The 22,538-nt window shown below is 55.9% G+C and carries 21 protein-coding genes and 10 pseudogenes; 14 read left to right on the forward strand and 17 right to left on the reverse strand.

From position 1 onward, the window contains the following. Window positions 1–16 precede the first annotated feature (16 nt). The 6 genes from ASC97_RS23830 (at window position 17) to ASC97_RS36335 (ending at window position 4,061) form a co-directional block, all read left to right on the forward strand. A complete protein-coding gene (locus ASC97_RS23830; RefSeq protein ID WP_057470826.1) occupies window positions 17–463 on the forward strand; it encodes a hypothetical protein in 447 nt (148 codons plus the stop codon). Window positions 464–1,233: 770 nt separating this feature from the next. Beyond that, the gene (locus tag ASC97_RS33390; protein ID WP_082530128.1) at window positions 1,234–1,602 is read left to right on the forward strand and encodes an Imm8 family immunity protein; all 369 of its coding nucleotides are present in this window, start codon (window positions 1,234–1,236) and stop codon (window positions 1,600–1,602) included. Between the two features lie 389 nt (window positions 1,603–1,991). After that, window positions 1,992–2,423: a hypothetical protein gene (locus ASC97_RS34200; protein ID WP_156390445.1), complete on the forward strand. Its 432-nt coding sequence runs from the start codon at window positions 1,992–1,994 to the stop codon at window positions 2,421–2,423. A 167-nt stretch (window positions 2,424–2,590) separates the two neighbouring features. Next, window positions 2,591–3,130, forward strand: a complete 540-nt coding sequence (locus ASC97_RS35610) for a hemagglutinin repeat-containing protein (RefSeq protein WP_244481571.1) — start codon at window positions 2,591–2,593, stop codon at window positions 3,128–3,130. After that, window positions 3,034–3,834, forward strand: coding sequence for a hypothetical protein (locus tag ASC97_RS35615; protein WP_244481566.1), 801 nt, complete (start codon window positions 3,034–3,036; stop codon window positions 3,832–3,834). The genes ASC97_RS35610 and ASC97_RS35615 overlap by 97 nt, the downstream gene beginning before the upstream one ends. Then, window positions 3,792–4,061 (forward strand): barstar family protein, encoded by a 270-nt coding sequence (locus ASC97_RS36335; RefSeq protein WP_082530131.1) that lies wholly within the window; start codon window positions 3,792–3,794, stop codon window positions 4,059–4,061. Before ASC97_RS35615 ends, ASC97_RS36335 begins: the two co-directional genes overlap by 43 nt. A gap of 351 nt (window positions 4,062–4,412) precedes the next feature. Here ASC97_RS36335 and ASC97_RS35620 read toward each other — a convergent pair. The 4 genes and pseudogenes from ASC97_RS35620 to ASC97_RS23875 all read right to left on the reverse strand — a co-directional run. Further along, window positions 4,413–4,627: pseudogene (locus tag ASC97_RS35620) on the reverse strand (transposase); the annotation flags it as partial. Window position 4,628: 1 nt separating this feature from the next. Beyond that, a pseudogene (locus ASC97_RS35625) lies at window positions 4,629–4,993 on the reverse strand (transposase); the annotation flags it as partial. Window positions 4,994–5,103: 110 nt separating this feature from the next. Beyond that, entirely contained in the window at window positions 5,104–5,418 is a 315-nt protein-coding gene (locus ASC97_RS23870) for an EthD family reductase (RefSeq protein WP_057470834.1), read from the reverse strand. Window positions 5,419–5,593: 175 nt separating this feature from the next. After that, a pseudogene (locus ASC97_RS23875) lies at window positions 5,594–6,345 on the reverse strand (IS5 family transposase). A gap of 303 nt (window positions 6,346–6,648) precedes the next feature. On the opposite strand from ASC97_RS23875, the gene dld reads away from it, so the two are divergent. The 6 genes from dld to ASC97_RS23905 all read left to right on the forward strand — a co-directional run bounded on the left by dld (window position 6,649) and on the right by ASC97_RS23905 (window position 13,754). Further along, a complete protein-coding gene (gene dld / locus ASC97_RS23880) occupies window positions 6,649–8,364 on the forward strand; it encodes a D-lactate dehydrogenase (RefSeq protein WP_057470835.1) in 1,716 nt (571 codons plus the stop codon). Between the two features lie 148 nt (window positions 8,365–8,512). Then, window positions 8,513–9,253 (forward strand): SDR family oxidoreductase, encoded by a 741-nt coding sequence (locus ASC97_RS23885; RefSeq protein WP_057470861.1) that lies wholly within the window; start codon window positions 8,513–8,515, stop codon window positions 9,251–9,253. Window positions 9,254–9,279: 26 nt separating this feature from the next. Beyond that, the gene (locus ASC97_RS23890) at window positions 9,280–10,116 is read left to right on the forward strand and encodes a fumarylacetoacetate hydrolase family protein (RefSeq protein ID WP_057470836.1); all 837 of its coding nucleotides are present in this window, start codon (window positions 9,280–9,282) and stop codon (window positions 10,114–10,116) included. Window positions 10,117–10,161: 45 nt separating this feature from the next. Continuing rightward, on the forward strand, window positions 10,162–10,944 hold the full coding sequence (locus ASC97_RS23895; protein ID WP_244481567.1) for a class II aldolase/adducin family protein: 783 nt from the start codon (window positions 10,162–10,164) through the stop codon (window positions 10,942–10,944). Between the two features lie 99 nt (window positions 10,945–11,043). Continuing rightward, window positions 11,044–12,390 carry an MFS transporter gene (locus ASC97_RS23900; RefSeq protein WP_244481568.1) on the forward strand — a complete coding sequence of 449 codons (1,347 nt, stop codon included), beginning with the start codon at window positions 11,044–11,046 and terminating at the stop codon, window positions 12,388–12,390. Between the two features lie 527 nt (window positions 12,391–12,917). Further along, entirely contained in the window at window positions 12,918–13,754 is an 837-nt protein-coding gene (locus tag ASC97_RS23905) for an IclR family transcriptional regulator (protein WP_057470837.1), read from the forward strand. Window positions 13,755–13,876: 122 nt separating this feature from the next. Here the strand turns inward: ASC97_RS23905 and ASC97_RS36340 are convergent. The 10 genes and pseudogenes from ASC97_RS36340 to ASC97_RS23945 all read right to left on the reverse strand — a co-directional run. Continuing rightward, window positions 13,877–14,356: pseudogene (locus ASC97_RS36340) on the reverse strand (DDE-type integrase/transposase/recombinase); the annotation flags it as partial. A gap of 37 nt (window positions 14,357–14,393) precedes the next feature. Continuing rightward, a pseudogene (locus ASC97_RS23920) lies at window positions 14,394–14,808 on the reverse strand (IS6 family transposase); the annotation flags it as partial. A 255-nt stretch (window positions 14,809–15,063) separates the two neighbouring features. Next, window positions 15,064–15,480: a GFA family protein gene (locus ASC97_RS23925; protein ID WP_057470839.1), complete on the reverse strand. Its 417-nt coding sequence runs from the start codon at window positions 15,478–15,480 to the stop codon at window positions 15,064–15,066. Window positions 15,481–15,558: 78 nt separating this feature from the next. Beyond that, the coding region (locus tag ASC97_RS34220) for an NADPH-dependent F420 reductase (protein ID WP_443216772.1) at window positions 15,559–15,948 on the reverse strand (390 nt) is incomplete at its 5' end. A gap of 1 nt (window position 15,949) precedes the next feature. Then, a pseudogene (locus ASC97_RS34225) lies at window positions 15,950–16,420 on the reverse strand (NADPH-dependent F420 reductase); the annotation flags it as partial. 44 nt (window positions 16,421–16,464) lie between these two features. After that, window positions 16,465–16,620 carry a hypothetical protein gene (locus ASC97_RS34230; protein ID WP_443216774.1) on the reverse strand — a complete coding sequence of 52 codons (156 nt, stop codon included), beginning with the start codon at window positions 16,618–16,620 and terminating at the stop codon, window positions 16,465–16,467. 60 nt (window positions 16,621–16,680) lie between these two features. Then, a pseudogene (locus ASC97_RS34235) lies at window positions 16,681–17,024 on the reverse strand (SRPBCC domain-containing protein); the annotation flags it as partial. A 2-nt stretch (window positions 17,025–17,026) separates the two neighbouring features. Further along, window positions 17,027–17,294 (reverse strand): ArsR/SmtB family transcription factor (locus tag ASC97_RS35630; RefSeq protein ID WP_244481569.1); only part of this gene is annotated, 268 nt, incomplete at its 5' end. Between the two features lies 1 nt (window position 17,295). Continuing rightward, window positions 17,296–17,486: pseudogene (locus ASC97_RS36345) on the reverse strand (ArsR/SmtB family transcription factor); the annotation flags it as partial. Window positions 17,487–17,841: 355 nt separating this feature from the next. After that, window positions 17,842–18,489, reverse strand: a complete 648-nt coding sequence (locus ASC97_RS23945; protein ID WP_082530133.1) for a TetR/AcrR family transcriptional regulator — start codon at window positions 18,487–18,489, stop codon at window positions 17,842–17,844. 85 nt (window positions 18,490–18,574) lie between these two features. Here ASC97_RS23945 and ASC97_RS23950 point away from each other — a divergent pair, with 85 nt between their 5' ends. Together ASC97_RS23950 and ASC97_RS34240 are read left to right on the forward strand one after the other, a co-directional pair. Further along, on the forward strand, window positions 18,575–19,492 hold the full coding sequence (locus ASC97_RS23950) for an NADP-dependent oxidoreductase (RefSeq protein ID WP_057470842.1): 918 nt from the start codon (window positions 18,575–18,577) through the stop codon (window positions 19,490–19,492). Between the two features lie 416 nt (window positions 19,493–19,908). Beyond that, a pseudogene (locus ASC97_RS34240) lies at window positions 19,909–20,066 on the forward strand (IS5/IS1182 family transposase); the annotation flags it as partial. Between the two features lie 116 nt (window positions 20,067–20,182). On the opposite strand, the pseudogene ASC97_RS34245 reads toward ASC97_RS34240, so the two are convergent. The 3 genes and pseudogenes from ASC97_RS34245 to ASC97_RS23965 form a co-directional block, all read right to left on the reverse strand. Beyond that, window positions 20,183–20,296 (reverse strand): annotated as a pseudogene (locus ASC97_RS34245) (SDR family NAD(P)-dependent oxidoreductase); the annotation flags it as partial. Continuing rightward, complete coding sequence (locus tag ASC97_RS35965) at window positions 20,296–20,961, reverse strand: NIPSNAP family protein (protein WP_274534172.1); 666 nt, start codon at window positions 20,959–20,961, stop codon at window positions 20,296–20,298. The gene ASC97_RS35965 and the pseudogene ASC97_RS34245, both read right to left, overlap by 1 nt. Before the next feature lie 665 nt (window positions 20,962–21,626). Further along, window positions 21,627–22,514: a LysR substrate-binding domain-containing protein gene (locus tag ASC97_RS23965; RefSeq protein ID WP_057470845.1), complete on the reverse strand. Its 888-nt coding sequence runs from the start codon at window positions 22,512–22,514 to the stop codon at window positions 21,627–21,629. Window positions 22,515–22,538 lie beyond the last annotated feature (24 nt).

Here is a 22,538-nt window from a genome sequence, read left to right on the forward strand (position 1 = left end):
CAAGACAAACGAACAAATGCGAAAGCTGCTTAGTGAGGTAGCCGGCCGCCCCCCCCTTCATCCGGAATTGAAGGCACTCGCGGCCGGCGGCTTTACTGCCAAGTCCGGTTGCCAGTTCCTCTCCGCGCTCCTTCAGAACTCCAAGAGCGTTACTCGGAAGGATTTTCCCGACGCGGTGGGCCTGGAGTGCTTCGTCAACTCGGTCCACATCGACGACTACGATGTGACTGATCCTCTTTTGCAAGCGATAGTCTTTGTGGAGGAGGTTCTCAGAGCTTGGAAGGCCACCGGATCCGATTATATTCTAGTCGCGATAATCTCCTCCGAGGAAAACAATGTTGTTGTTAAATTTCACCTGAAGCGCGACGGGCAGAGATGGCTAGCCGAAGATCTCGATCGCTATCTGGATGCAATTCTTGTCGCCGAGATATCATCGAAGGAGCCATTAAACGCCTTGTTTTAGTAACGCCCGGATCATCAGCGTATTTGATCAAGCGACCGGAAAAGCGGTACAGCTATCCGAAGTCGAACTATCTGCACCAGGGGAGACGATCAGGACGCCTGGCGGCACGGCAAACGCCACCACCGGCATAAAATTGAATATGGCACCTGGAAGACATCCTTGATCACTCCTTTTACAGGGCGAGTTCTCCGGCCTTGGCATCAGAACGTCGGCGCAATTCCGTGCACATGTGGAGAACGTAATTTTGCATCCCAGCGAGATCCGGTATTATGCGAGCGGAAGAGAAGTCTATCTTCAGGAAGCCGCAGGCACCGTCGTCGTGGTCAATCGGACGGGTTCGGGACAAAGCACTGCATTTCAACCGCAAAATTGGTCCGAGTACATCTCATCCTTGCCAAAGCGAACCACTCCTTATCAGTGAAAGAGATCATGCAACTAATTGAGAGATCTAAGAATATTGTTTCCGTGGCTATGACATCAAGAAGCGTTAATGATCGTGGCAATTATCAGGGAGGCGGTATTCGGAACGTGTATTTCCAATTTCCACACTACAGTTGGCTATCCTCCAGAAGAGGTCGGGAAGATCGCCACTGATCTGGTCGCAATCTTGGACAGCTTGGGAGTGCACGAATAAGCAGCGGCGTAGCTCACCAACGGCGGTGATCTCCTCACCGCGCCGCTGCGATCTTCCTGTAGTTCTAGCACCGCGCGATCTACGAATTGTGTTTCTGTCGGTGCGACTTTTGTTGGCCGCGCGTGAAAGTTGAACCGTGAAAGCAAAAGTTACAAAGATACGGCCACTCAATTTCTCTTTCGACGGCTATACGCCGGAAAACGTCAGTCATTTTTATTTCCCAGCAGAGGCGTTAATTGGGCCAGAGGACAATGATGGTGCCGAGATATTCTCCTTCGAAGTAAGTTCCCCAAGCTGGTTTGCGGAAAATCAGTTGGATCGCCCTCGGTTTGCACGCCATTGGATCTTTATGGATTGCTATGATGAAATTGCTCTCAAAGCGCTTATTGTCGAAACTGTCGAAACTGTCGAAAGTATCGAAGGTGAGTGCTGGGAGGACATTGCGACAAAGCTGTCCCGCTTTATGTTTTGGGAATTCGAGGATTATCAACCTTACAACCCGTAACGATCAGAACGGATCAGCATTTCCAGTTGACAGGACCGGCCCTTCCAGCCGCCCAGGATCAACAGTTTTGCGAAGACCAATCCGATATACGCGAGCTCTCTGCGAAGAGCAAAGTCTCTTTTAAACTCAATTAAATAGCCGGTTTTCCAGTATGCGTTAAGAAACAAGAATATGGGCTCGCTAAATCGAATACTGCCCGGCATCTATCCGAAAGACCACCGAACATGGCGTCGCTCGTTGAACGTTCGGCAAACTTCTGGGTGTTTTTCCCGGTTGGCGCGGCTTTGAGGAGGAAGCTGATACGAAAAGTTGGATCTTGCGACAATGATGGCCCTGGCGGACGTAAGCGGAATAAAGATGTCTAACAGATCACGGCGTTTTAGTATTGTATGCCCACTTTCGATAGTCCTCGTTTCGCTTTTACTTGGCGGCTGCAATGCGGAAAAGACCGTGGGGCCAACGTAAATAGGGCCTTAAGCACCGGTCTTGCCAAGCCCTACAACAAGCTCAACGACCAATGGATGGGCAGGTCAAGCGCGGAATTCCATAGGAGGTTTGGTGCTGCCGTTGAGAATGCGGAAACGCCCAATGGCGTTTTGTCGACGTGGCGTCATGAACGCACGGTTCGTGTTCCCGGCCGTTGGTCACAGGACAGCTATCCCGGCGCCACGATGAAATATTATGTGCCACAACACGATGAGCCGAGGCTATGCGTGATCGCCGTTTCCATCGACAAGAACGTGATCTCGAAAATAAAAACGCTGGAGGATAATGCCGTTCCTGGCGCAAACTCCCTCTGCCAGAGCGCCTTCGGCCTATAAGGCAAGAGTGACATTCTAAGGAGAACCTTCTTGCCAAGTTCAGGCTCCGGCACGATTGGCATTGAGTACCGCAAGTCGGTGGATGAGACGTGCAGTGCTAACGTGGTCTCCTCCCTCATGATTACGACAAAGCCGGCGATATTACCCTGAGGGCTGGCAAGGAGATCATTCTCGAAAGCGCACAGGCGACTACCAGTTCATCGATGAGCAGCGCGTCAGGAGGTGCAAGCTTCGGCCTTTCCGCGGGCGTCGGCATCAAGGGTGTCAATGCCGGACTGACGGGTAGCGCCAATGCGTCGGTTGGAAAATCCAACGCCGCTGGTACCACTCAGGTCAATAGTCACGTCAACGGTACCGGTGACATCACCGTGGAGTCGGGAAACGATACGCGTCTCGCGGGTGCGGTTGTCTCCGGCGACACGGTGACAGCAAATGTCGGTGGTAATCTTACAATTCTCTCCGTACCCGACACCGGTGCAAATTCAAACCACTCGCTTTCGGGCGGCTTTAGCCTCGGCGGCGGACAGGTTCTGTCGGGCGTGCAGATCGGCGGCGACAACGGCTCTGGCCAAACGAACTGGATCACGGAGCAATCTGGCCTGAACTCCACTTGGACAATGGACGTCACGGTCGGCGGCAATACCCATCTCGGCGCCGGCAAGATCGTCTCGAGTCAGGCGATCTCATACTCGATACCGGCACGCTGACTTACGACAACTTCGAAGGTAGGAAGGGTTATGAAAGCTTCGGTATAGATCTCGGCATCGATCTATCCAGTGGCAAAGACGAGAACGGCAATTCCACTACCAACCACGCACTGGAGGGTTCCTACCAGCTCGACGACACGCGCCAAACGGTTCGAGCCACCGTCGGTCCAGGCGACATTGTCATTCGCGACAGGGAACAGCAAGCCGCTCTCGAACGGGACGGCAGTCCTACTCGCCCTCTCGATGAACTCAACCGCGATCCCGACAAGGCCTACGAGATCACCAAGGACAAGCATGTCGAGCTTGACGTGTATCTGTCGACAAACAGCCTGAAGGCGGCGGTCGAGGCAGGAAAGACCATAACACAGGCACTCGGCGAGGCCTTCGACCGGATGTCTACGGGGCAGGACCGGATTTCGGCGCAGGAGATTGCTCTCTACTGGAACGATCCGAATGTGCGCGCGCAGCTTGCTGCCTGCGGTCAACACGGCGCGGCCGACTTCCGCCTGTTTGATTGGCTGATCACGCCAGCCTATGCCGATGATGACGGCAGCTGCCCCGTTTCTCTACCCAACGGCCACAGGGTCGTAATGACAAGAGACGGGGCAAAGACCTTAATTTTCCTGACTACTAAGGTCGCAACTTTAATGCGCTTTCCGACATGCTATCGGATCTATCTTGGATCCCAAAACCCTCATATCTGATCTTGATTGGTGATGCGGACGACATCCTTTCACTCGAGCCAGATCAAGCGTTACAGGGATTTCTGGAACTGCTGACAGATATCGGGGAAGAATGGAGTAACCCGGTCGAAGGGAGCGACGGGTGGGATAGACCCTGTGTTCCCTTCCATGCAGTTCTTGAGGTAAATTCACGGAAGCCCGTCGGACGCCTAGATAGGCTGCCCGTTGCGGTATCTAGGCCAAGTTGAAAATTCAAATAGGCAATGCGATTAGCTTGCAAATCTGTATCTGGTGCAGACCTGCCTCAGGATGCCCGCGTACGTGGCGAAACGGATCAATTCGAGGCGCGGAATATTCTGATGAATCGACTCTGAAGTCAGCGACGGCGAAAATCCGGAGGTAATGATCGACTGCATGAGGCTTTGGAACGCCTGAGAAATGTGACGGTTGACGATCTAATCCGACCGTGCGTGGTGGATTAAACTCCACGCCGAAATGATTGGCGCCGTGCTTGTCTGCCAGCCACTGGCCGGCGCCGTAGACTTCGAGCCCCGTGCTGTCGATGAGGACGTGAACGGGCTCCTTTCTCGGAAGGCTGNTTGGCGCCGTGCTTGTCTGCCAGCCACTGGCCGGCGCCGTAGACTTCGAGCCCCGTGCTGTCGATGAGGACGTGAASGGGCTCCTTTCTCGGAAGGCTGCGGCCATTCCGCCTGTTCTCCGTTTGCCTTTTCCGCGCCCGGCGGCTCAATGTGGTGTGATCGGGCACGGCGAGATCCAATCCCATCAGCTTCAGCACAGATGCCAGCAAGCCCTCNCCATTCCGCCTGTTCTCCGTTTGCCTTTTCCGCGCCCGGCGGCTCAATGTGGTGTGATCGGGCACGGCGAGATCCAATCCCATCAGCTTCAGCACAGATGCCAGCAAGCCCTCCGTCTGGCSTAATCGCAGGCCGAACACCAGACCAAGCGTCAGGGCGGTCTCGATAGCCAGATCGCAATAGCGTGGCTGGCCACCGCGTGTTGTCCGCTTCGGCGCCKGCCAGGACGACAGCGCTTCTGGTGTTATCCAAAGCGTCAGGCTGCCACGGCGGCGCAGGCCAGCCTCATATTCCGGCCAGTTCGTCACCCTGAACTTCATCTTGCCGATACGATGACGGCGGGCGGCATTGTGTTTGAAAGGCATCGGGGAAGAGACCAGTTATCGCGTTCGCCAACTACCTAAGACCACCCGATTAATGATCCACGCAACAACGTCATGTTGATTTGCACGCGGAGCTAACGCGCCGAAGCCCCCTACCCTCCAACGATTTCGCTGAGCTGCACGATGGGCGCGATATCGGTATAGTTGGCGACGTCTGCGACGATCTCCGCGCGGTAGGGACCGAACGCCTCCTGGAGTGTCCCCAGGGTCGGCGAGTAGATGTGGCACGCCGCGACGAACTCCGGCGCGCTTCCAGGTTCGCGACCCGCAAGGCCCTTATCGATCTCGTAGCGCAGGCAGGCACCGCCGAGCCGTTCCTGGATCAGTGGCATGTGGCGGGTGCGGTAGTAGTCGTGATCGAATTTCGAGCCGCCATCGGCCGGATAGTAGACGCTCATCTTGATCATAGTCGGGCTCCTGTCTGAACGCCTCTCCGAGCGTCCGGGGGCCGTTTCTAGGTCACAGACTCGTAAAGCGCAACCAGATTCTGGCTGAAGCGAGTTTGACGAGAGCAAGGTAGTTCCGCGGAGCGTTGGTGCAGCGATCAGCTAATTTGCGGAATCTGGTTTTTGGTGGGTCCGCTTATTTGGTTGCTCCCGTCGAGGCTTGGCAGCGAACGGATTTCGGGCGTCCGCAGTCGAGCATTCGGTTAAGGATGGCCACGCCGATCGCTTCAGCCGGCCCTCTATCTGCATGGAGGCGATGTGATCGTCTCTCTGGCAGGATGCTGCTTGCGCGTTGGGCTGTTCAACCGCGTTCGATCGCGGTGGAATGACGACCCTCGCGCCTGCGCTGTGACGCAGAACTCCGTCGTAGGTTGGAGTGCCATCATAGGCTCCATCGGCAGTGAGCTGGCCGATCTCATCATCGATCTGATCAAGCAATGGCTCCACCTGCGAGGCGTCGCCTGTTTCCTGATCTGTCAGGCTATGGGCAATAATCTCGCCACTGTCGGCGTCAACCGCCAGATGCAGTTTTCTCCAGCCACGCCGGGACTTTGCCCCATGCTTTTCTCCCAGCCATTGGCCGGCGCCATAGATCTTCAGCCCGGTACTGTAGACCAGAACGTGAATGGGGCCATCCGCCACATGCTGCCGGTCGTTGGTTCTGGCCCTACGGCTCAGTGTCGTGTGATCAGGCACAGCCAAATCCAGCGCCATCAATTCCAAAACAGAGTTCAAGAAGCCCTCGCTCTGGCGCAGCCGCAATCCGAATACCATGCCCAGCATCAGCGTGGTTTCGATCGCCAGATCAGAATAAAGCGACTGACCTCCGCGCGGTGTTCGACGCGGGGCGGCCCCGTACTCCGCCCAGTTCGTCATTTTGAACTTCATCTTGCTGATACGGTGTCGCCGGGAGGCGTTGTGCTTATGCGGCACGCTGGACCAATCAAAAGAGTTTCGATCCTGGCCGCATAGATGCAAAATGTTGAAATTTGGTCCGTGCACCATCCGGCCCCCAGCCAAATATCATCTCGTTGACAGGAGATTAAGTCCGCAATATGGATTTGATGTCTGCATATCGGATAAATGCGCGCTGAAGGTTAAGAGGGCTTCAAGGCACTCTTTCCCCTCTGCTATGCGATGTCTCGCCAAGGTGGCGCTCGCTCCGCAAACTCCTTGAACTACAGGAAGACGATGGCTCAAAAACAATCTGCTGACTCCGCGCAGTGCTTCCTCGCTTCCATTGTAAAGGCTGTGGGCGCGGCTCACGTGCTTTTGGAACCCAAGGCCATGCGCCGTTATGTCTATGGCTATAGGTTCGGGAGCGGAGCAGCCCTGGCGGTCGTAAGACCGGGAACCCTACTTCAATTGTGGCATGTTCTCCAGGCATGTATCGCCGCAGGGAAAATCGTTGTTGCGCAAGCGTCGAACACCGGTTTGACTGGCGGCTCCACTCCCTTCGGCGATGACTATGATCGCGATGTCGTCATCATAAATATGATGCGGGTTAAAAACCTCTATCTCATAAAAGACGGCACGCAGGTGGTATGTTTCCCTGGTACGACACTCGATGAGCTTGAAAAAGCACTTAAGCCTCTAGGTCGCGAACCCCATTCCGTCATTGGATCATCTTGTCTCGGGGCTTCGGCGCTTGGCGGCGTCTGCAACAATTCCGGTGGCTCCCTCATTCACCGCGGTCCTGCCTACACCGAGCTGGCCCTGTTTGCGCAAGTCGACGGAGATGGCCGTCTGCATCTCATCAATCAACTCGGCATTGATCTTGGACGGACGCCGGAAGAAATTCTGAAGCGGCTCGATAATGGGAGGTTCTCCGACGCAGACATCGAAACAACGGATAGACTCGCCTCAGATCCAGATTATGCTAGGTATGTCCGCGACATAGATGCTGATACTCCTGCCCGCTTCAACGGGGATTCGCGCAGGCTTTATGGCGCGTCCGGTTCGGCTGGCAAGGTCATCGTGTTTGCTGTTCGGCTTGATACGTTCAAGGCGGAACTCAACACCAAGACGTTTTATATTGGGAGTAACAGCGCGGGCGACCTGACAAAAATTCGGCGCACGATGCTCGCAACTTTCGCGTCCCTACCCATTGCAGCCGAGTATGTGCACCGGGACGCTTTCGACATCGCTGAGCGATATGGAAAAGACACGTTCCTACTGATCAAGCATCTTGGAACAGCGCGGTTGCCGAGACTTTTCGCCATCAAAAGCCGTATCGACGCCTTCGCCGGAAGTCTTCCGTTCTTTCCGCGCGATCTCACTGATCGGACGCTACAATTTATTAGCCGATTTTTCCCGCCCCACCTTCCAGCCCGGCTGAAGGAGTTTCGAGACAAGTATGAGCATCATCTTCTGCTCAAAGTGTCAAACGATGGAGTTGGGGAGACAAGCGCTTTTCTAAAGACCCTTTTCTCTACCGGCGCCGGCGACTTCTTCGAGTGCACAAACGGAGAAGGCGTTGCAGCTTTTTTGCATCGATTTGCGGTGGCTGGTGCCGCCGTCCGCTACCGAGCGGTCCATCGGGCAAAGGTCGGGGAGATCGTTGCGCTCGACATCGCTTTGCCGCGAAATACTATTGAGTGGCAGGAAAGGCTACCTGAATCGCTTGGCAGCGTCGTCCTAAAGCGCTTGTATTATGGGCATTTTTTCTGCCAGGTTTTCCATCAGGACTACATCATCAGCAAGGGCGCCCACTGGTCGGCAGTCGAGCACTCTATCCTTGAAACGGTGCAAAAGCGCGGCGGCAAATATCCGGCCGAGCACAATTTCGGCCATCTATACCCTGCTGGTGAGGCGGTCGCCGAACATTACCGGAAACTCGATCCTTGCAACTGTTTCAATCCAGGCATTGGTCAGACGTCGAAGCGGCTGAGATGGCGGGGGGCGTGATGGACGTGCAGGACAGGTTTTTAGGCAGCAAGGCTTGACTCCTCCATATGTCCGCCATATGGACGGACAATCCGGTATGTGGATAATGGAGGAGATTGCAGAAATGAATGAAAACGTAGGGCCGCAACCCGTCTCGTACTTTTCCCCGATGCCTTCACGCTTGGAAGGCAAGCGCGCCCTCGTCACCGCGGCGGCGCAGGGTATCGGTACTGCGGTAGCGCAGCGTCTCACTGCCGAAGGCGCTGAAGTCATTGCCGGCGACATCAATGGCGAGGGGTTGTCAGTGCTCAAGCACACCGTATTCAGCACCGAGGTGTTCGACGGATCCGATCCCATCGCCCTTGCCGCAGTCGTTGCCGCGCAGGATCGCCCCATTGATATTCTGGTGAATTGCGTTGGCTGGGTTCATCAGGGCACTATTCTTGATTGCGATCTCGACGCCTGGAAGCGGAGTTTCACGCTGAATATCGACTCGGTTTACCACGCGATACAGGCAGTGCTGCCCGGCATGATCGCCCAAGGGCGAGGCAGTATCATCAATATTGCCTCGATAGCATCTTCAGTAAAAGCGGTCGCGAACCGAGCAGCATACTCGGCAACCAAGGCCGCTGTCATCGGGCTTACAAAATCTGTCAGCATTGACTACGTCGGCAAGGGCATCCGCTGCAACGCGATCTGCCCCGGGACCATCGAGTCGCCCTCGCTCCAAGATCGCATCAACTCATTCGCGGATCCCGTAAAGGCAAGGGGCGACTTCATCTCCCGCCAGCCGATGGGGCGCCTTGGAAAACCCGACGAAATCGCCGGCCTTTCCGCCTACCTCGCCTCGGATGAGAGCGCGTTCATGACGGGTTCTGTCGTGATCATCGACGGTGGCATGGCCGCCTAAATATACCAGCAATCCGGAGCAATCCATTGAAACTGTTCAGATATGGTCCGCACGGCGCCGAAAAGCCGGCACTCCTCGACAACAGTGGCACCGCACGCGATATCTCGCGCATTGTCGCAGATATAACGCCCGACACGATCGAGCGGATCTCGCTTTTAAAAGATGTCGATCCCGAAACTTTGCCGGAATTACACGATGTGGGTCGCATCGGCCCATGCATCGGCAAAGTCGGCAAGATGATCTGCATCGGGCTGAACTATATCGACCACGCAAAGGAAACCAACAGCCCCATCCCAGAGGAGCCGATCGTCTTCATGAAAGCAACCTCGGCAATCTGCGGACCGGATGACGACGTCATCATTCCTCCCGGTTCGGAAAAGACGGACTGGGAGGTAGAACTCGGCGTCGTCATCGGTAGGGCGGCAAGATACGTTTCGGAAGCCGACGCGGAAGACTACGTCCTTGGATATTGCGTGGTGAACGACGTGTCGGAGCGCGCCTATCAGCTGGAGCGCGGCGGCCAATGGGACAAAGGGAAAAGCGCGGATACGTTCGGCCCCACAGGCCCGTGGCTTGTCACCAAGGACGAAATACCCAACCCGCAGAATCTCGGCATGTGGTTGGATGTGGACGGAAAGCGCGTTCAGAATGGCAACACTAAGACGATGATCTTCACGGTTCGCCAGATCCTCAGTTACGTCAGCCAGTTTATGTCGCTGCAACCGGGCGATATCATTAGTACCGGCACCCCGCCCGGGGTCGGCTTGGGACAAAAGCCACCCCAGTTCCTGCGTGCCGGACAGGTGATGGAACTGGGTATCGACGGGTTGGGAAAGCAGAAGCAACGTCTCGTTTCCGCTTAACCAAAACTTCCATCTCAATGAATGTCAGCTCTTATGGAGGAACCGATGAGCGCATTGGAAAAACTGCAGGTGGGCGCACAAGTGGCCCGGATGTCCAACGAAGAATGGGAGGCTCGCGTCAATCTGGCGGCCTGCTACCGCCTTGTCCATCATTTCGGGCTAACCGATCTTATCTACAATCACATCACCCTGAATGTTCCAGGCGAACCGGGTGTTTTCCTGACGAACCCGTTTGGCCTTGCCTATGACGAGGTTACCGCATCCAGCCTTGTTAAGATCGATGTCGATGGAAATATCATGAGCGATACACCGTATCGCATCAATCGCGCAGGCTTCATCATTCACAGCGCCATCCACATCGCGCGGGAGGATGCCAAATGCGTTTTGCATACCCATAGCCGCTACAGTGTCGCGCTTGCCTGCATGGAAGGTGGTCTGGTGCCGATGACGCAAGGCGGCCTGCAGTTCTACAACCGCCTGTCCTACCACGACTACGAAGGCTTCAACGTCAATGCCGATGAGCGGGCTCGTCTCGTCGAAAGCCTTGGTTCTAACAATGCGATGGTGCTTCGCAATCACGGCGTCCTCACTGTGGGTGAGACCGTCGGCAAGGCTTTCCAGCGAATGTATTTTCTTGAGCAGGCGGCAATGGTGCAACTCGATGTTTTGAAATCGGGAAAGAGCCCGTATCTGCCGAGCGTCGAGGTTTGCGAGGCTACGGCAAAGCGCTGGGCCGACGGCACGTCCGATGCAAGTGCGAATGACGATATCGAATGGGCAGCACTTGTCCGTCAGATGGACCGATGCCATCCAGGCTTTAGAGCCTGATCTTTTGCAATCTTTGGCTTGAACTGGTGCCGCATTTGCACTGTGGCCGCGCGAGGAGGTGTGCGTGTCAGTTCAAGCCGTCCTTTAGGGAGGAATTCAATGTCGGAATTCAATTCATCACTCGCCGAGACGAAGCTCGTTATGAGTTCGGACATGGCGGATCAGTCCTTAAGTCCGAATGCGCGCCGGGCAGTCGTGGCTTCCACGGTGGGCACCGTGATCGAATGGTACGACTATGCCATATACGGAGCCGCATCCGGACTGGTCATCAATAAGCTCTTCTTCAGCAGCCTTTCGCCCGCCGCCGGTGTTCTGGCAGCATTTGCAACCTTTGCAGTTGGCTTTTTCGTCCGTCCTCTCGGCGGTATTGGTATCGCCCATATCGGCGACCGGTTTGGACGCAAGCCTGCTCTCATGTTGACGATCATTCTCATGGCGGCCGCAACTGTCGGAATGGGACTTTTGCCGACCTACCAACAAGTGGGCCTTCTTGCGCCAATATTGCTCGTTTTCCTGCGATTGGTGCAGGGTCTCGGAGCAGGCGCGGAACTGGCTGGAGCTATCACGATCGTCGCTGAATACGCACCGCCAAACCGTCGCTGCTTTTACACCGCCATTCCGAGCGCCGCGACAGTGATTGGCATTCTGATGGCGAGCCTCGCTTTCCTCACCGTCTCCTATGTTCCCGAAGAAACGTTGTTGGGATGGGCATGGCGTATCCCGTTTCTTTTCTCCGGTGTTCTGTTTCTTGTTGCGGTTTACATCCGCCAGCATCTCAACGAGACGCCCGAATATGTCGAGGCTATGGAGAAAGCCAAGATGCGTAGAGAATCCCAGGCAGTTCCGATTGGAGAGCTTTTTCGTAAAAGTCCGCGAGAACTCCTATTCGGCTTCCTTTCAGTGACCGGTCATAACGCCAATGCCTACATTTTGAGTGCATTCGCGTTGAGCTACATGACGAACACCCTTGGCATGGCGCGGTCGGATGGCTTGATTGTCGTGGTCATCTCCTCGATCTGCGGTTTTTTCGGCGTCTTGCTCTTCGGGCGCCTCGCCGACAGGATCGGCAGCGCTCAGGTGTACATGATTGGCGCGGCTGCCGTTATCATACTTGCATTTCCGATGTTCGCGCTTTTTGAAACAAAGAACGTGCTCTACTGCGCAATCGGCATGGGCCTATGTTACACGATCGGTTATGGGGCGATGGCCGGCGGCCAAGGCGCTTTTCTTGCGAATCTGTTCCCAACGAAATATCGGTTCACTGGAATTGCGATGTCACGCGAACTCAGTGGCTTGGCCCTTGCCGGTCCGACACCGTTCATCGCTGCCAGCCTTGTCGAATATTCGAACGGCAAACCAACGCTCGTGGCCATCTATCTCATTGTATGTTCGATTGTTACCATTGCCGCTGTTTTGGCTGGCAGGCGGCTGTCAGTGCACACGTGATTGTGCTCGACACTTAAAGCTAATGAGCGCGCGCTGCCAATACATACGGGCTTGGCAGCGCCCAACGCCCGCCCCGGTTGACGAGCAGATTGGCGGCCGCGTCGCAATCTCGACGCCGAAGCTTAGACGGCTGATCAACCGGCGCAAGCAATGATTACCCATCGTGGACGTTAGGACTGTCGGCATTGATGAGCAAAAGATCCACCCCGATCATAACGCTCATCTGCCGACCCCTCTCTTTTGTGGCTTACACCACATCACCTTGGCATATTGCGATGCCGTTGGAGGACGACGCCCCCCCATCTTAGACGCCTCGACGTTTGCCCGCTCGCTATCATTTTCCGCTGTCATGGGGCGGTAGAGAGCTTTCGGCAGACAGACAAGGACTCAATAACTGAGCATTATGCCCAGTGCCGCCGATCCGGAGGGCTTTGGCGGCGTTTGGCAGCTACCTTTTGGTTGGCAATTCGGCCGATTCCCCATATCAAACTACTATCGATCGAAAATGCAGCTTGAAGGTTAGGTAGATGCAACAAGAGAACCGCAATCCCGCTGCGGCCGAAGGAACGACGAGACAAAGTTCTGCAGATAAAGCCTTCGGTGTGCTGATGGCTTTAGGTGATCTGGGCGTGGGATCTGCAGGTGGTGTCAGGCTCTCCGATCTCGTGGCCTATCTTGAATATCCCCATCCAACAGTCCATCGACTGCTCGGAGATCTTAAGAAAGCTGGCTTCGTCGCGCAGGATCCTGACAGCAACCGCTATCGGCTTGGGCCGAAGATCTTGCTTCTCAGTGCACAATGCCTCGGCGGTATGGACCTGAGACGGATAGCCCAGCCAATCGTTTCGAACCTGGTGGAGGAATTGGGCAGTACAACCCATATCGGCATTCGCGAGGGGTCGTCCATCATCTACATCGACAAGTTCGAGTCTCTTCGTTCAACCCGCCTCGGCTCTTCAATCGGACAGCGGCGCAAAGCGACGACGACCGCACTCGGAAAAGCAATACTCGCCTTCACGGATGGGGATGAAGTCGAAGCGGTGCTAGCGGACGGATTGGAAAAACTGACACCGCATTCAGTTACGAATGCCGATGAGTTTCGCAAACAGCTTGAGCGAGTTCACGCACGGGGCTGGGCCATCGACGACGAGGAATGTGAAATCGGCATACGCTGCGCGGCAGCGCCCATTTTCGATTATTCCTCCGCGGTCGTCGCGGCGCTCAGCATGTCGTTCATAGCGAGCCAGGTCTCTCGAAAAGAACTGGAAAAGCACGCAAAGCGTGTGGCAGCCGTTGCCTCACAAATCTCCTCAGAGCTTGGATACGCCGCTCGACCGCCCCGTTCATTCAGGTCAGGTTCGTAGCCCAGGCTTGCTTTATTGCCAACGCTTTTGCCAACATCGGTGTTCGAACATTCCGGCGGAACCACTGGCGGTTCTGTCGCAAGTTTTTGGAAAGGCCGCAGAACGGCTATCGCTGGACACACTTATGCAGCGAGTGCGGCAAATTGCTGAATGCCGATTGGCCACTGGTTGAAAATTGGCGCTTGCGGATCATGTGAGCTACCTCGATACCATCCAGTGTTGCTGACGCAGACTGAAAAGATTTGAAGCCCTTCATGGGGCGGGTCAGCTTCTTGATAAACCGGTGGTCCTGCTCAATCATGTTGTTGAGGTATTTGATTGAAGCCCTTCATGGGGCGGGTCAGCTTCTTGATAAACCGGTGGTCCTGCTCAATCATGTTGTTGAGGTATTTGACCTGCAGGATCTCGATCAGCCAGAACCATCCACGCAACAGCAGTAGCCAGTTGATGTTGTGTAATCCTGCCAGRTTCGCGCCGCTCTTGTCGAGGACGACCTTTTCGGGCCAGCCATTGTTCTTAATCGTGCGGGCGAAGAAGGCGCTGGCTGCGGCCTCATCGCGGTGCTCAGACAGCATGAAATCAAGGGTTTTGCCGAATTTATCGAGCGCGGTAGAAATGGAATCTCATGTAAAACGTCGNGACCTTTTCGGGCCAGCCATTGTTCTTAATCGTGCGGGCGAAGAAGGCGCTGGCTGCGGCCTCATCGCGGTGCTCAGACAGCATGAAATCAAGGGTTTTGCCGAATTTATCGAGCGCGGTAGAAATAGGTCCCCTTGCCTTTGAGCCGGATATAGGTCTCGTCCATCCGCCAGGAGCTGCTGGTTGCGGATTTGCGGCGCTGGGCCTAGCAGGCAATCAGGGGCGAATATTTAACGACCCATCTGTTCAGCGTCGCCTGGTCAACGGCAACGCCGCGCTCAGCCATAATCTCTTCCAGATCATGATAGGAGACCGCATGCCTGACGTAGAAAAATACCGCGTATAAAATCACGTCTTTCGGGTAATGACCGCCTTTGAATCGACCATGATTGGGAAACTCAATCTGCCTGCTCATCTTCAACCCGGATCTACGCCTACCATACTGGTTGCAAACCCGGTGAAAAGTTTGCGACAGAACCAGCGCAACCAGCCCGCCTCTCTGAACGGACTGCTACTCTGCACCACGCTGGCCAGTGTTTTGGGGCACCTCGTACGGCCAGTTCGTTATCTGATTTCATCTTCCATGCGATGGAGGTGAGCGCTGTTTTATTTGAAAAACATGTAAACTCAGCTGATGAGTTGCCGCACGCCCACTCCAATAGTGATGCACTTAGCTGGGCGGCATCCGATCGAATGTCTGGAGCGAGGGATCCATCGCGTCCCATGGGTAGCCGCTAGAGCTGTAGGTCACCGCCTGCGGGGTAAACTCGCTAGGCTCATCCAGACTGGTGGCGTGGATCACAATTAAATCCGACATCGCCGCGAATGCGAGATAGACCGGCGCCCCGCAGGTCGGACAGAAGGAGTGGATCTTTTCGTTCCCGCTGTCGCCCGCGACCCGCCAGCTCGCAGCTTGGCCCTCGATATGCATGTCGGATCGGTTTGCAAAGGTAAGGTAGGACCCGTGTCCGGTACCACTGCGTTTCTGACAATCCGTGCACTGGCAGTGATTCTGGAAGATTGGTTCACTTTTCGTATGGTAGCGGATTGCGCCACAGGCACATCCGCCCTTATAGGTCTTGGTCATAGCTTCTTACCTTTTAATATATCGTCGTCGATTGATAATCGTAATATGCACGGCCCACATTGATCCCCACCGAGTTGTTTAGAGTGGGTTGAGCGAGCGGTTCAGCGCAATGACATGCGGGTGGACATTTGCGTAGGCAGGTCGGTCGGCGAAAAGCCTAACGTATTTCTCCCTCCACTCGCCGTCGCGTATATTCTCTGCCTTACCCTTGATTGCTGCATCGAGCCCCTTGCGCGTCATTTCCGCTCCATAGTCGCAACAATAGGCGGGCGTTGAGGGTTGCTGGCGCCAGGAGTCTGCGAGATTGCCGCCATCGACGGGGTCAAACCCCGTCTCATTTACCAGCCGCATGACAAGCTGTTTGCCCTTCGCGTCGTCACCTGCGACTGGAATTGCCAATCGGTCTAATGCGCCCTCTGGCTTATCCAATTCAGAAAGAGCGTAGAACATGATGCTATTGAACGCCTTNCGCGTCGTCACCTGCGACTGGAATTGCCAATCGGTCTAATGCGCCCTCTGGCTTATCCAATTCAGAAAGAGCGTAGAACATGATGCTATTGAACGCCTTGAATATGGGACGACCAAGCTGCTGCGAAACCCAGACGCTTTCCGGCATCCCGGCATCGATCTCCGGAATGCGAGGGTCGCGCACTTCAGGGTAATAGTTCGCTGTATCAATGATAGTAGTACTCGCGCGCGCGCGGCCAAACAGGTCCTTTGGCAACGTCCCCACGCTCGGAAATGGCATCGACAGTAGTACGACATCCGCCCCCTCTATGGCGCCGTAGATATCAACTGCAACAGCGCCTATACTATCTGCAAAGCTCTTCACCGCTTCTGGACCGCGTGAGTTCGCGACGCGAATACTATGGTTTTTGCTGGACAGCCTGGTGGCGAGAGTGCCGCCAATCTCACCAACACCAATAATACCAATCTTCATAGTTTGTCTTTCCTGCGATAGTTCAGATCGGTGATAGTGATCGATCAAGCCGACTTTGGTTTTGCGAAGACGTCGAGCCCGCGGCCGGTTTCCAAGAACGATTTCAGGCTGGAGAGGACGACAGGCCAGCCTTTGCTGATCCCGGTGGCCATGCCACTTCCGGCGATCAGGTCGTCGTGACTTACGGTTAGACGGACCATGTCGCCGCTATAGGGCTCGATTGCAAAGGTCACGCGGCTGTGGGCACTCGGGTCGGCGGNAGGTCGTCGTGACTTACGGTTAGACGGACCATGTCGCCGCTATAGGGCTCGATTGCAAAGGTCACGCGGCTGTGGGCACTCGGGTCGGCGGCCTCGGACCTATTAGCCCATGTGATCACGAGGCGCGAGGGTGGTTCAATTTCGACGACCCTACCCGTGAGTTCAACCGTCCGTTCGTCATTCGCACGAATATGTTCCCACGTTGATCCCGGCGTCCAATCCGATACATTCTCGTGTCCCCAATATCGGCTCGCGAGTTCTGGCTTGGTTATCGCCTCAAACACTTTCGCAGGGGTTGAGGCAATGTAGGTCACATAAACAAAACTGGTTTTTTCTGCACTCATTATTACTCTCCTTCGAGTTCCTTTTTTAGATCGTGCAGCAGTGTGAGCCGCTGCATCTCAAATTTTCGCACCCATCGCATATAGACGTCGTGGAGCGGGACGGGGTTTATGAAATGCAGCTTCTCGCGGCCGCGTTTCACAGTGGTAATCAATTGGGCGTCCTCCAGGAGCCCCAAATGCTGTGTCGCCGATTGTCGCGTCATCTCCAGATGCTCGCACAGTTGCCCCAAGGTCTGTCCGTTCTTCTCGTAGAGAAGATCGAGTAATTTTNCCCAAATGCTGTGTCGCCGATTGTCGCGTCATCTCCAGATGCTCGCACAGTTGCCCCAAGGTCTGTCCGTTCTTCTCGTAGAGAAGATCGAGTAATTTTCGACGGCTCGGGTCAGCAAGCGACTTAAATAATTTGTCTGAATCCATCGAGCCCTCTTGTTGGTTGAACCATATGCAGGCAAATACCTGCATGTCAAGACTGAAGCATTACTCAGCGTGGTTATAGGTGGATGATGCCGCTCAGCGCACCACTAGCTTCTCCTCCCGGTAGATCTGGAACAGGCCTTGTGATTCATCGATAGGTTCAACGCCACAATCGGACGTCTCGTAACGCGCCAACTAGAGCTGATGTCCCGCGTGCCATCGGGAAAGCGGCGCTCGCCTTGACGACGCAGCCACGCTGCGGCGCGCGGTAACCCCTGCGGATCGAGAGCCGGGCCGCGCAGGAACTCCAGCTGTCAAACAGCCGGTTTGGATTTCTCGAACTGTGGCTGTCCTGGCATCCATCGGCGGCAGGGATGCTCGTCACGCTTAATGAAAGCTTGGCCTATAGTTTCAAATCCCGAACGCTATTCTCGGCACCCGTCGGGTACTCCAGCAACCCTTCGGCTAGCATATTAGCGGCAACGCGGATCCACGCATCTGCGGAAAGTTCGGTCGACTGGCGCTTAATGCACGTTCCGCTACCCCAGAAAGCTAGATGCCAAAGTAACATCAAGATCGAAGCGACGAATGTAGGCCGAGGATCGCAAGGATCCGCATTGGATTGCTCAGCAAGAAGCGCCGCTAATTCGCGCTCCGTCTCCCATGTCCGGATGCGCAAGCGCTCGCCAATAGAGGGCGATGCCGCAAGCACGCGGCGGAAGCGTTCACGCTGTTCGCGGGGCATTGTCTCGAGCTCCCGCAGCACCGTCAGCGTACACTCCAGCACAGTATGCAAAACACCCTCATTGCCCTGCCGATCCGCGATCGAACGCAGCAACACATCTTCGTGCCTGCGGCGGCCCACCAGCACCAAATCTTCCTTGACCGGGAAATAATTGAAAACTGTCTTGGTTGAGACTCCCGCGGCTTTGGCAATCTCTGCAACCGTTACCGCCTGAAAACCGCGGGCGTCGAATAACGCCATCGCCGCATCCGCGATCGCACGACGTGCCGCCCGCTTCTTTTGTTCACGCAACCCCGTCGTTGGCATTGACGATGCACCTTATATATTTATATTAACTATAATTATTTAGTGAGTGGAAGTTTTAGCATCGAAACCATCGGAGTGGAAGTCCATGCCCCGCGTCGTCGTGTTTAGTGAATATGGACCGCCGGATGTTCTGCATGTCGTTGACCGCCAAGAGCCGGTTCCAGCACCCAACGAAGTCTTGATAAGGGTCGAAGCGGCCGGTGTTCAGCCTTTTGACGCGATGTTCAGGGCCGGCTATGCCCGACAATGGGCACCCGCACATTTCCCACAACCTCTGGGCAACGAGTTCGCGGGTACAATTGTTGGAATCGGCGAAAACCTGCGCGAGTTCAAGATCGGAGATCGGGTGCTCGGCTGGTCGCGAGGGGATGCTTATGCCGACGTGATCACCGTTCCGGCAAACCAAATGGTTATTAAACCGGAACACATGAGCTGGCCAGAGGCAGGAGCTCTGTCGGCGTCCGGTCAGACTGCGAGCACGGCACTCGGCGCCCTCGACCTCGCAAAAGGGGAGACGCTTCTGGTGCATGCCGCGGCCGGCGGTGTGGGAAGCTTTGCCGTGCAGATCGCGGTAGAGCACGGAATACGAGTCATCGGCACCGCCAGCGAGGTAAACCATGACTATCTGCGGGAGCTTGGCGCGATTCCGGTCGACTATCATGGAGATCTCGTTGCCAACGTGCGCGCTGTCGCGCCGAGTGGAATCGACGCTTCATTGATCGCCGTCGGTGGCGAGCCGCCGCTTGAGGCGTCAGTTGCGCTGGTCAGCAACCGCACGAGGATCGTCACCGTCGCCTTCGAGGCGAGTACGGAACGCTATGGCATCACCCGGGTGGGCACCCAGCGCTCACAGGAGCGGCTTTTATCCCTGACCGCGCTCTATGACGCAGGAAAACTGCACGTGCCGGTCGGCCAGGTCTTTGCACTTACCGAGGCCGCCGATGCACACCGGCTCATCGAGACCGGACATTCACGCGGCAAGGCGGTTATCGTTACCCAATGAGGAAGAACAGCCCATGGCGCTTCTTTAGCGCCACGGTTGACATACGGCAGGCGCCACTAGCCCGCCAGCCAATAGCGATGCGGATCGCTCGCACACGTATCTATCTCGGGCTCTGATAGCGGCCGAAATGCATTCACGCCTCATTCAAATACGCCGCGTTGTCACCGGCGACTCGGAAACCTCGTAGCCTTGGCCGTGACGTGTCTGGCGGACTTCGCCGCTGCTGGTACCGGTCACGGCATCCGTGTTGATGCGCCGCCCCGAGCTCAGCCGATGACTGAGCAACCTGCATCTCGCATTTCGAGGTCATCACGCTCGCATTCATCGGCGCTGACCGGTGGAGAACTCGCACTGACGGCGTTTCGCCCGCAAAACGGCATCTTTGCCTACCGAGGCGAAGTGATTGCCCACGCCGCGTCGGCAAGCGGTCCTTGGTCGAGGCCGCGATCGGCCGCTACAAGTCGATCATCGGACACCGGCTGCGAGCACGCTCCTTCCGCGCGCAACAGACCGAAGTTGCCATCGACTGCGCGTCCTCAACCGAATGCTGGCATGTGCACGCCCGAAGTCCGTCAATCCACTCACGCCGGGAGCGATGCACCAAAGCCATGCTCCATGGCTCTCTAACGTCGCAGACGAGTGCAAGCTTCTTTCCGTGCCGGTCCGCGAGGGCAGAAGTGCCGTGGCGTCGTCTTTGTCGCTCACCACCACGTTGGCGCCATCCCCCGAAAGGCGCTCACAGTAGGCCCAACCGATGCCGCGGGCGCCGCCGGTGACCACAGCAGTCTTTCCTTGAAGTGACATCACAGAACGTCCTTCATTTCGGCGCGATAAAAAACCGCCGGTGGCAAGCCATTGATCGGGCGCAGAGGACCGTCGTCACCTTCTCCACGGGCGACGCGGTCTTGTCGGATCCTTGCAAGGCCCTCCTGCCACCGAGGGTCAGCATGGAACCGATCCCAGTTGTTCTGGACGTCTTCCAGACTTGTATGGCGCGATATCTGATACAGCTTGTTCGCCTCCTCCTCCGCCCACAAGCCGAGCGAGTCGATTCCGAAATCTGGCATCATCGGAAGAGCGAGTTCGTTCAGGACTTTGGAAGGCATTGCTATATCGCCTGGCGCGACGTTGTAGACCCTCAGGTCGTAGGTAGCCTCTCGACGGATGGTTTGACTGCGTTCATCGTCATATCCTTCAATTTGGTGCGGGGCCGCGTTGGCTGACGCGAAACGCCTACGGCTTGTGGCGTAATATCCTGCGCGTTGAAGATCCTCGAGATAGGCTAACCTCTCGCGGTCTCCATTCGAGGATTGCTCGCGTCTTTTCACTCGACGCCGCCATGTCGGCCCCCGCGAAGTGGGCGAACCAGCCGAAATGTTCGCTCGGTCGGGATTCGACCGGAAGATCAAGCGCGGCGCCGATGGCTTCGGCGATCTGTTTGAAGGGCACGGTTTCGTCTGCCACCGCATGATAGGCCGCTTGGGTGACGCCTGTTTCGAGGGCGAGTCGATACTCGGACCCCGCAACTCGTATCGGCAAACAGCAGGGCCCGAAATGAAGATCGCCGCCTTTCGTGGCAGGTTGAGCCCGAGGCCCGCCCCGATGAGCGCGTATTCAACCTGTAAAACGGCTCCAATACGCGGGTGCGTTCTGCAGAGGAATGCTGGGGACCTTCATCGCAGACGTCTATGAAGCCGCCTACATCGGCGCTAACAGCAATGGTACCCTGTAGCCGGCACGATCTACCGCATTGCTGGTCAGATTGGTCACCGCAAGCTCGATCTTTGAGGGGACCGTCACTATTACAAGCATGTCAATGGTTCTCCGATAGTTTGACCCATCCGGTGCCCGCCGCGCACTTGCGTATTGAACAAATGCAGGTCCTGCCTATCGCCGCGCTGTCGTCTAATGCCCTGGCGACATGCCGTAGGTGCGAACCAAGAGCCGAGTCATATGACTCTGATCCGCAAAGCCGTTGTTGCAACAGCCAGTGCCGTATCAACTCAGGATTTTGCGAAGATCCCGATTGCGCGATCAGTCGTTTCGCCGTCGCGAATGATCTTGTTGATTTCATTGGCGATTCACAAAAACACATCCCGTTGTGTACTTTTGACAAAATGAGTCCCGAGCGGGATCAGACGTTTCTGTCGACCCCTGACAACGCCACGAGCCGCTCAACGAGCAAGCGAACCGCGTGGCGTTTTGGGCCTCGCTCGGTGATCGCATAGAACCTGAGTGGACTGCTCACGGGTTCATTTGACAAAGGGATAAGCCGGTCGCCTCGAACAAAAGATTCCCCGTAGGGCATACGCAAGAGGGCTATCCCGCAACTGGCCGCAGCCGCATGCAGACAGAGGTCATAATCCGGAAACCGGCGATCTTGAGCGCGCGGACGGTAGCGTTGTCCGCGTTCGCCAAGCCAGGTGCTCCAGGAATCCGGATAGGCATCATGGATCAATGGGTAGCGAAGAATCGCGTCGGCCTTCGGATTCTCTCCAAGCGCATCGGCAATTTGCGGCGAGGCTGCCGGAACGAGATCCTCGTCAAAAAGCGGCGCTGCAACACCATCGCTCCAATTTCCCCTGCCATAGCGAATTGCCATATCCACTTCGTTCAACTGCGCAAACCGGCGATCAAGCTCCAATTCAATGCGCAGATCAGATCTCTCCAAAGCAAGAAGGTTTGGAAGAATCCATAGGCGAGCAAACGACGGCAAGACACTGACCCTGACCGTTTCCGGTTGACGGTTTTCCCTCCAGTCAGCCGCGCCGCTCTCGATCAGTTCGAAGGCTTGCCCAAACAACCGCACCAAACGCTGACCTTCAATTGTCAAGCGGACGCCGCGTCCGTGCCGCTCGAACAAGGGCGTGCCTGCCCATGTCTCAACGGAGGTAACCCGCCGGCTGACAGCACCATGCGTGATATCAAGCTCTTCGGCTGCGCTGGAGAACGACCCCGTCCGGCTAGCCGAAAGTACGGCCTGAAGAGAATTAAAAGATGGGAATGATGAGCTGTGATCCATTATCACAGCTCATCGCATCTCGGC

This window comes from Rhizobium sp. Root1203, from assembly GCF_001424945.1.
Classification (GTDB): Bacteria; Pseudomonadota; Alphaproteobacteria; order Rhizobiales; family Rhizobiaceae; genus Rhizobium.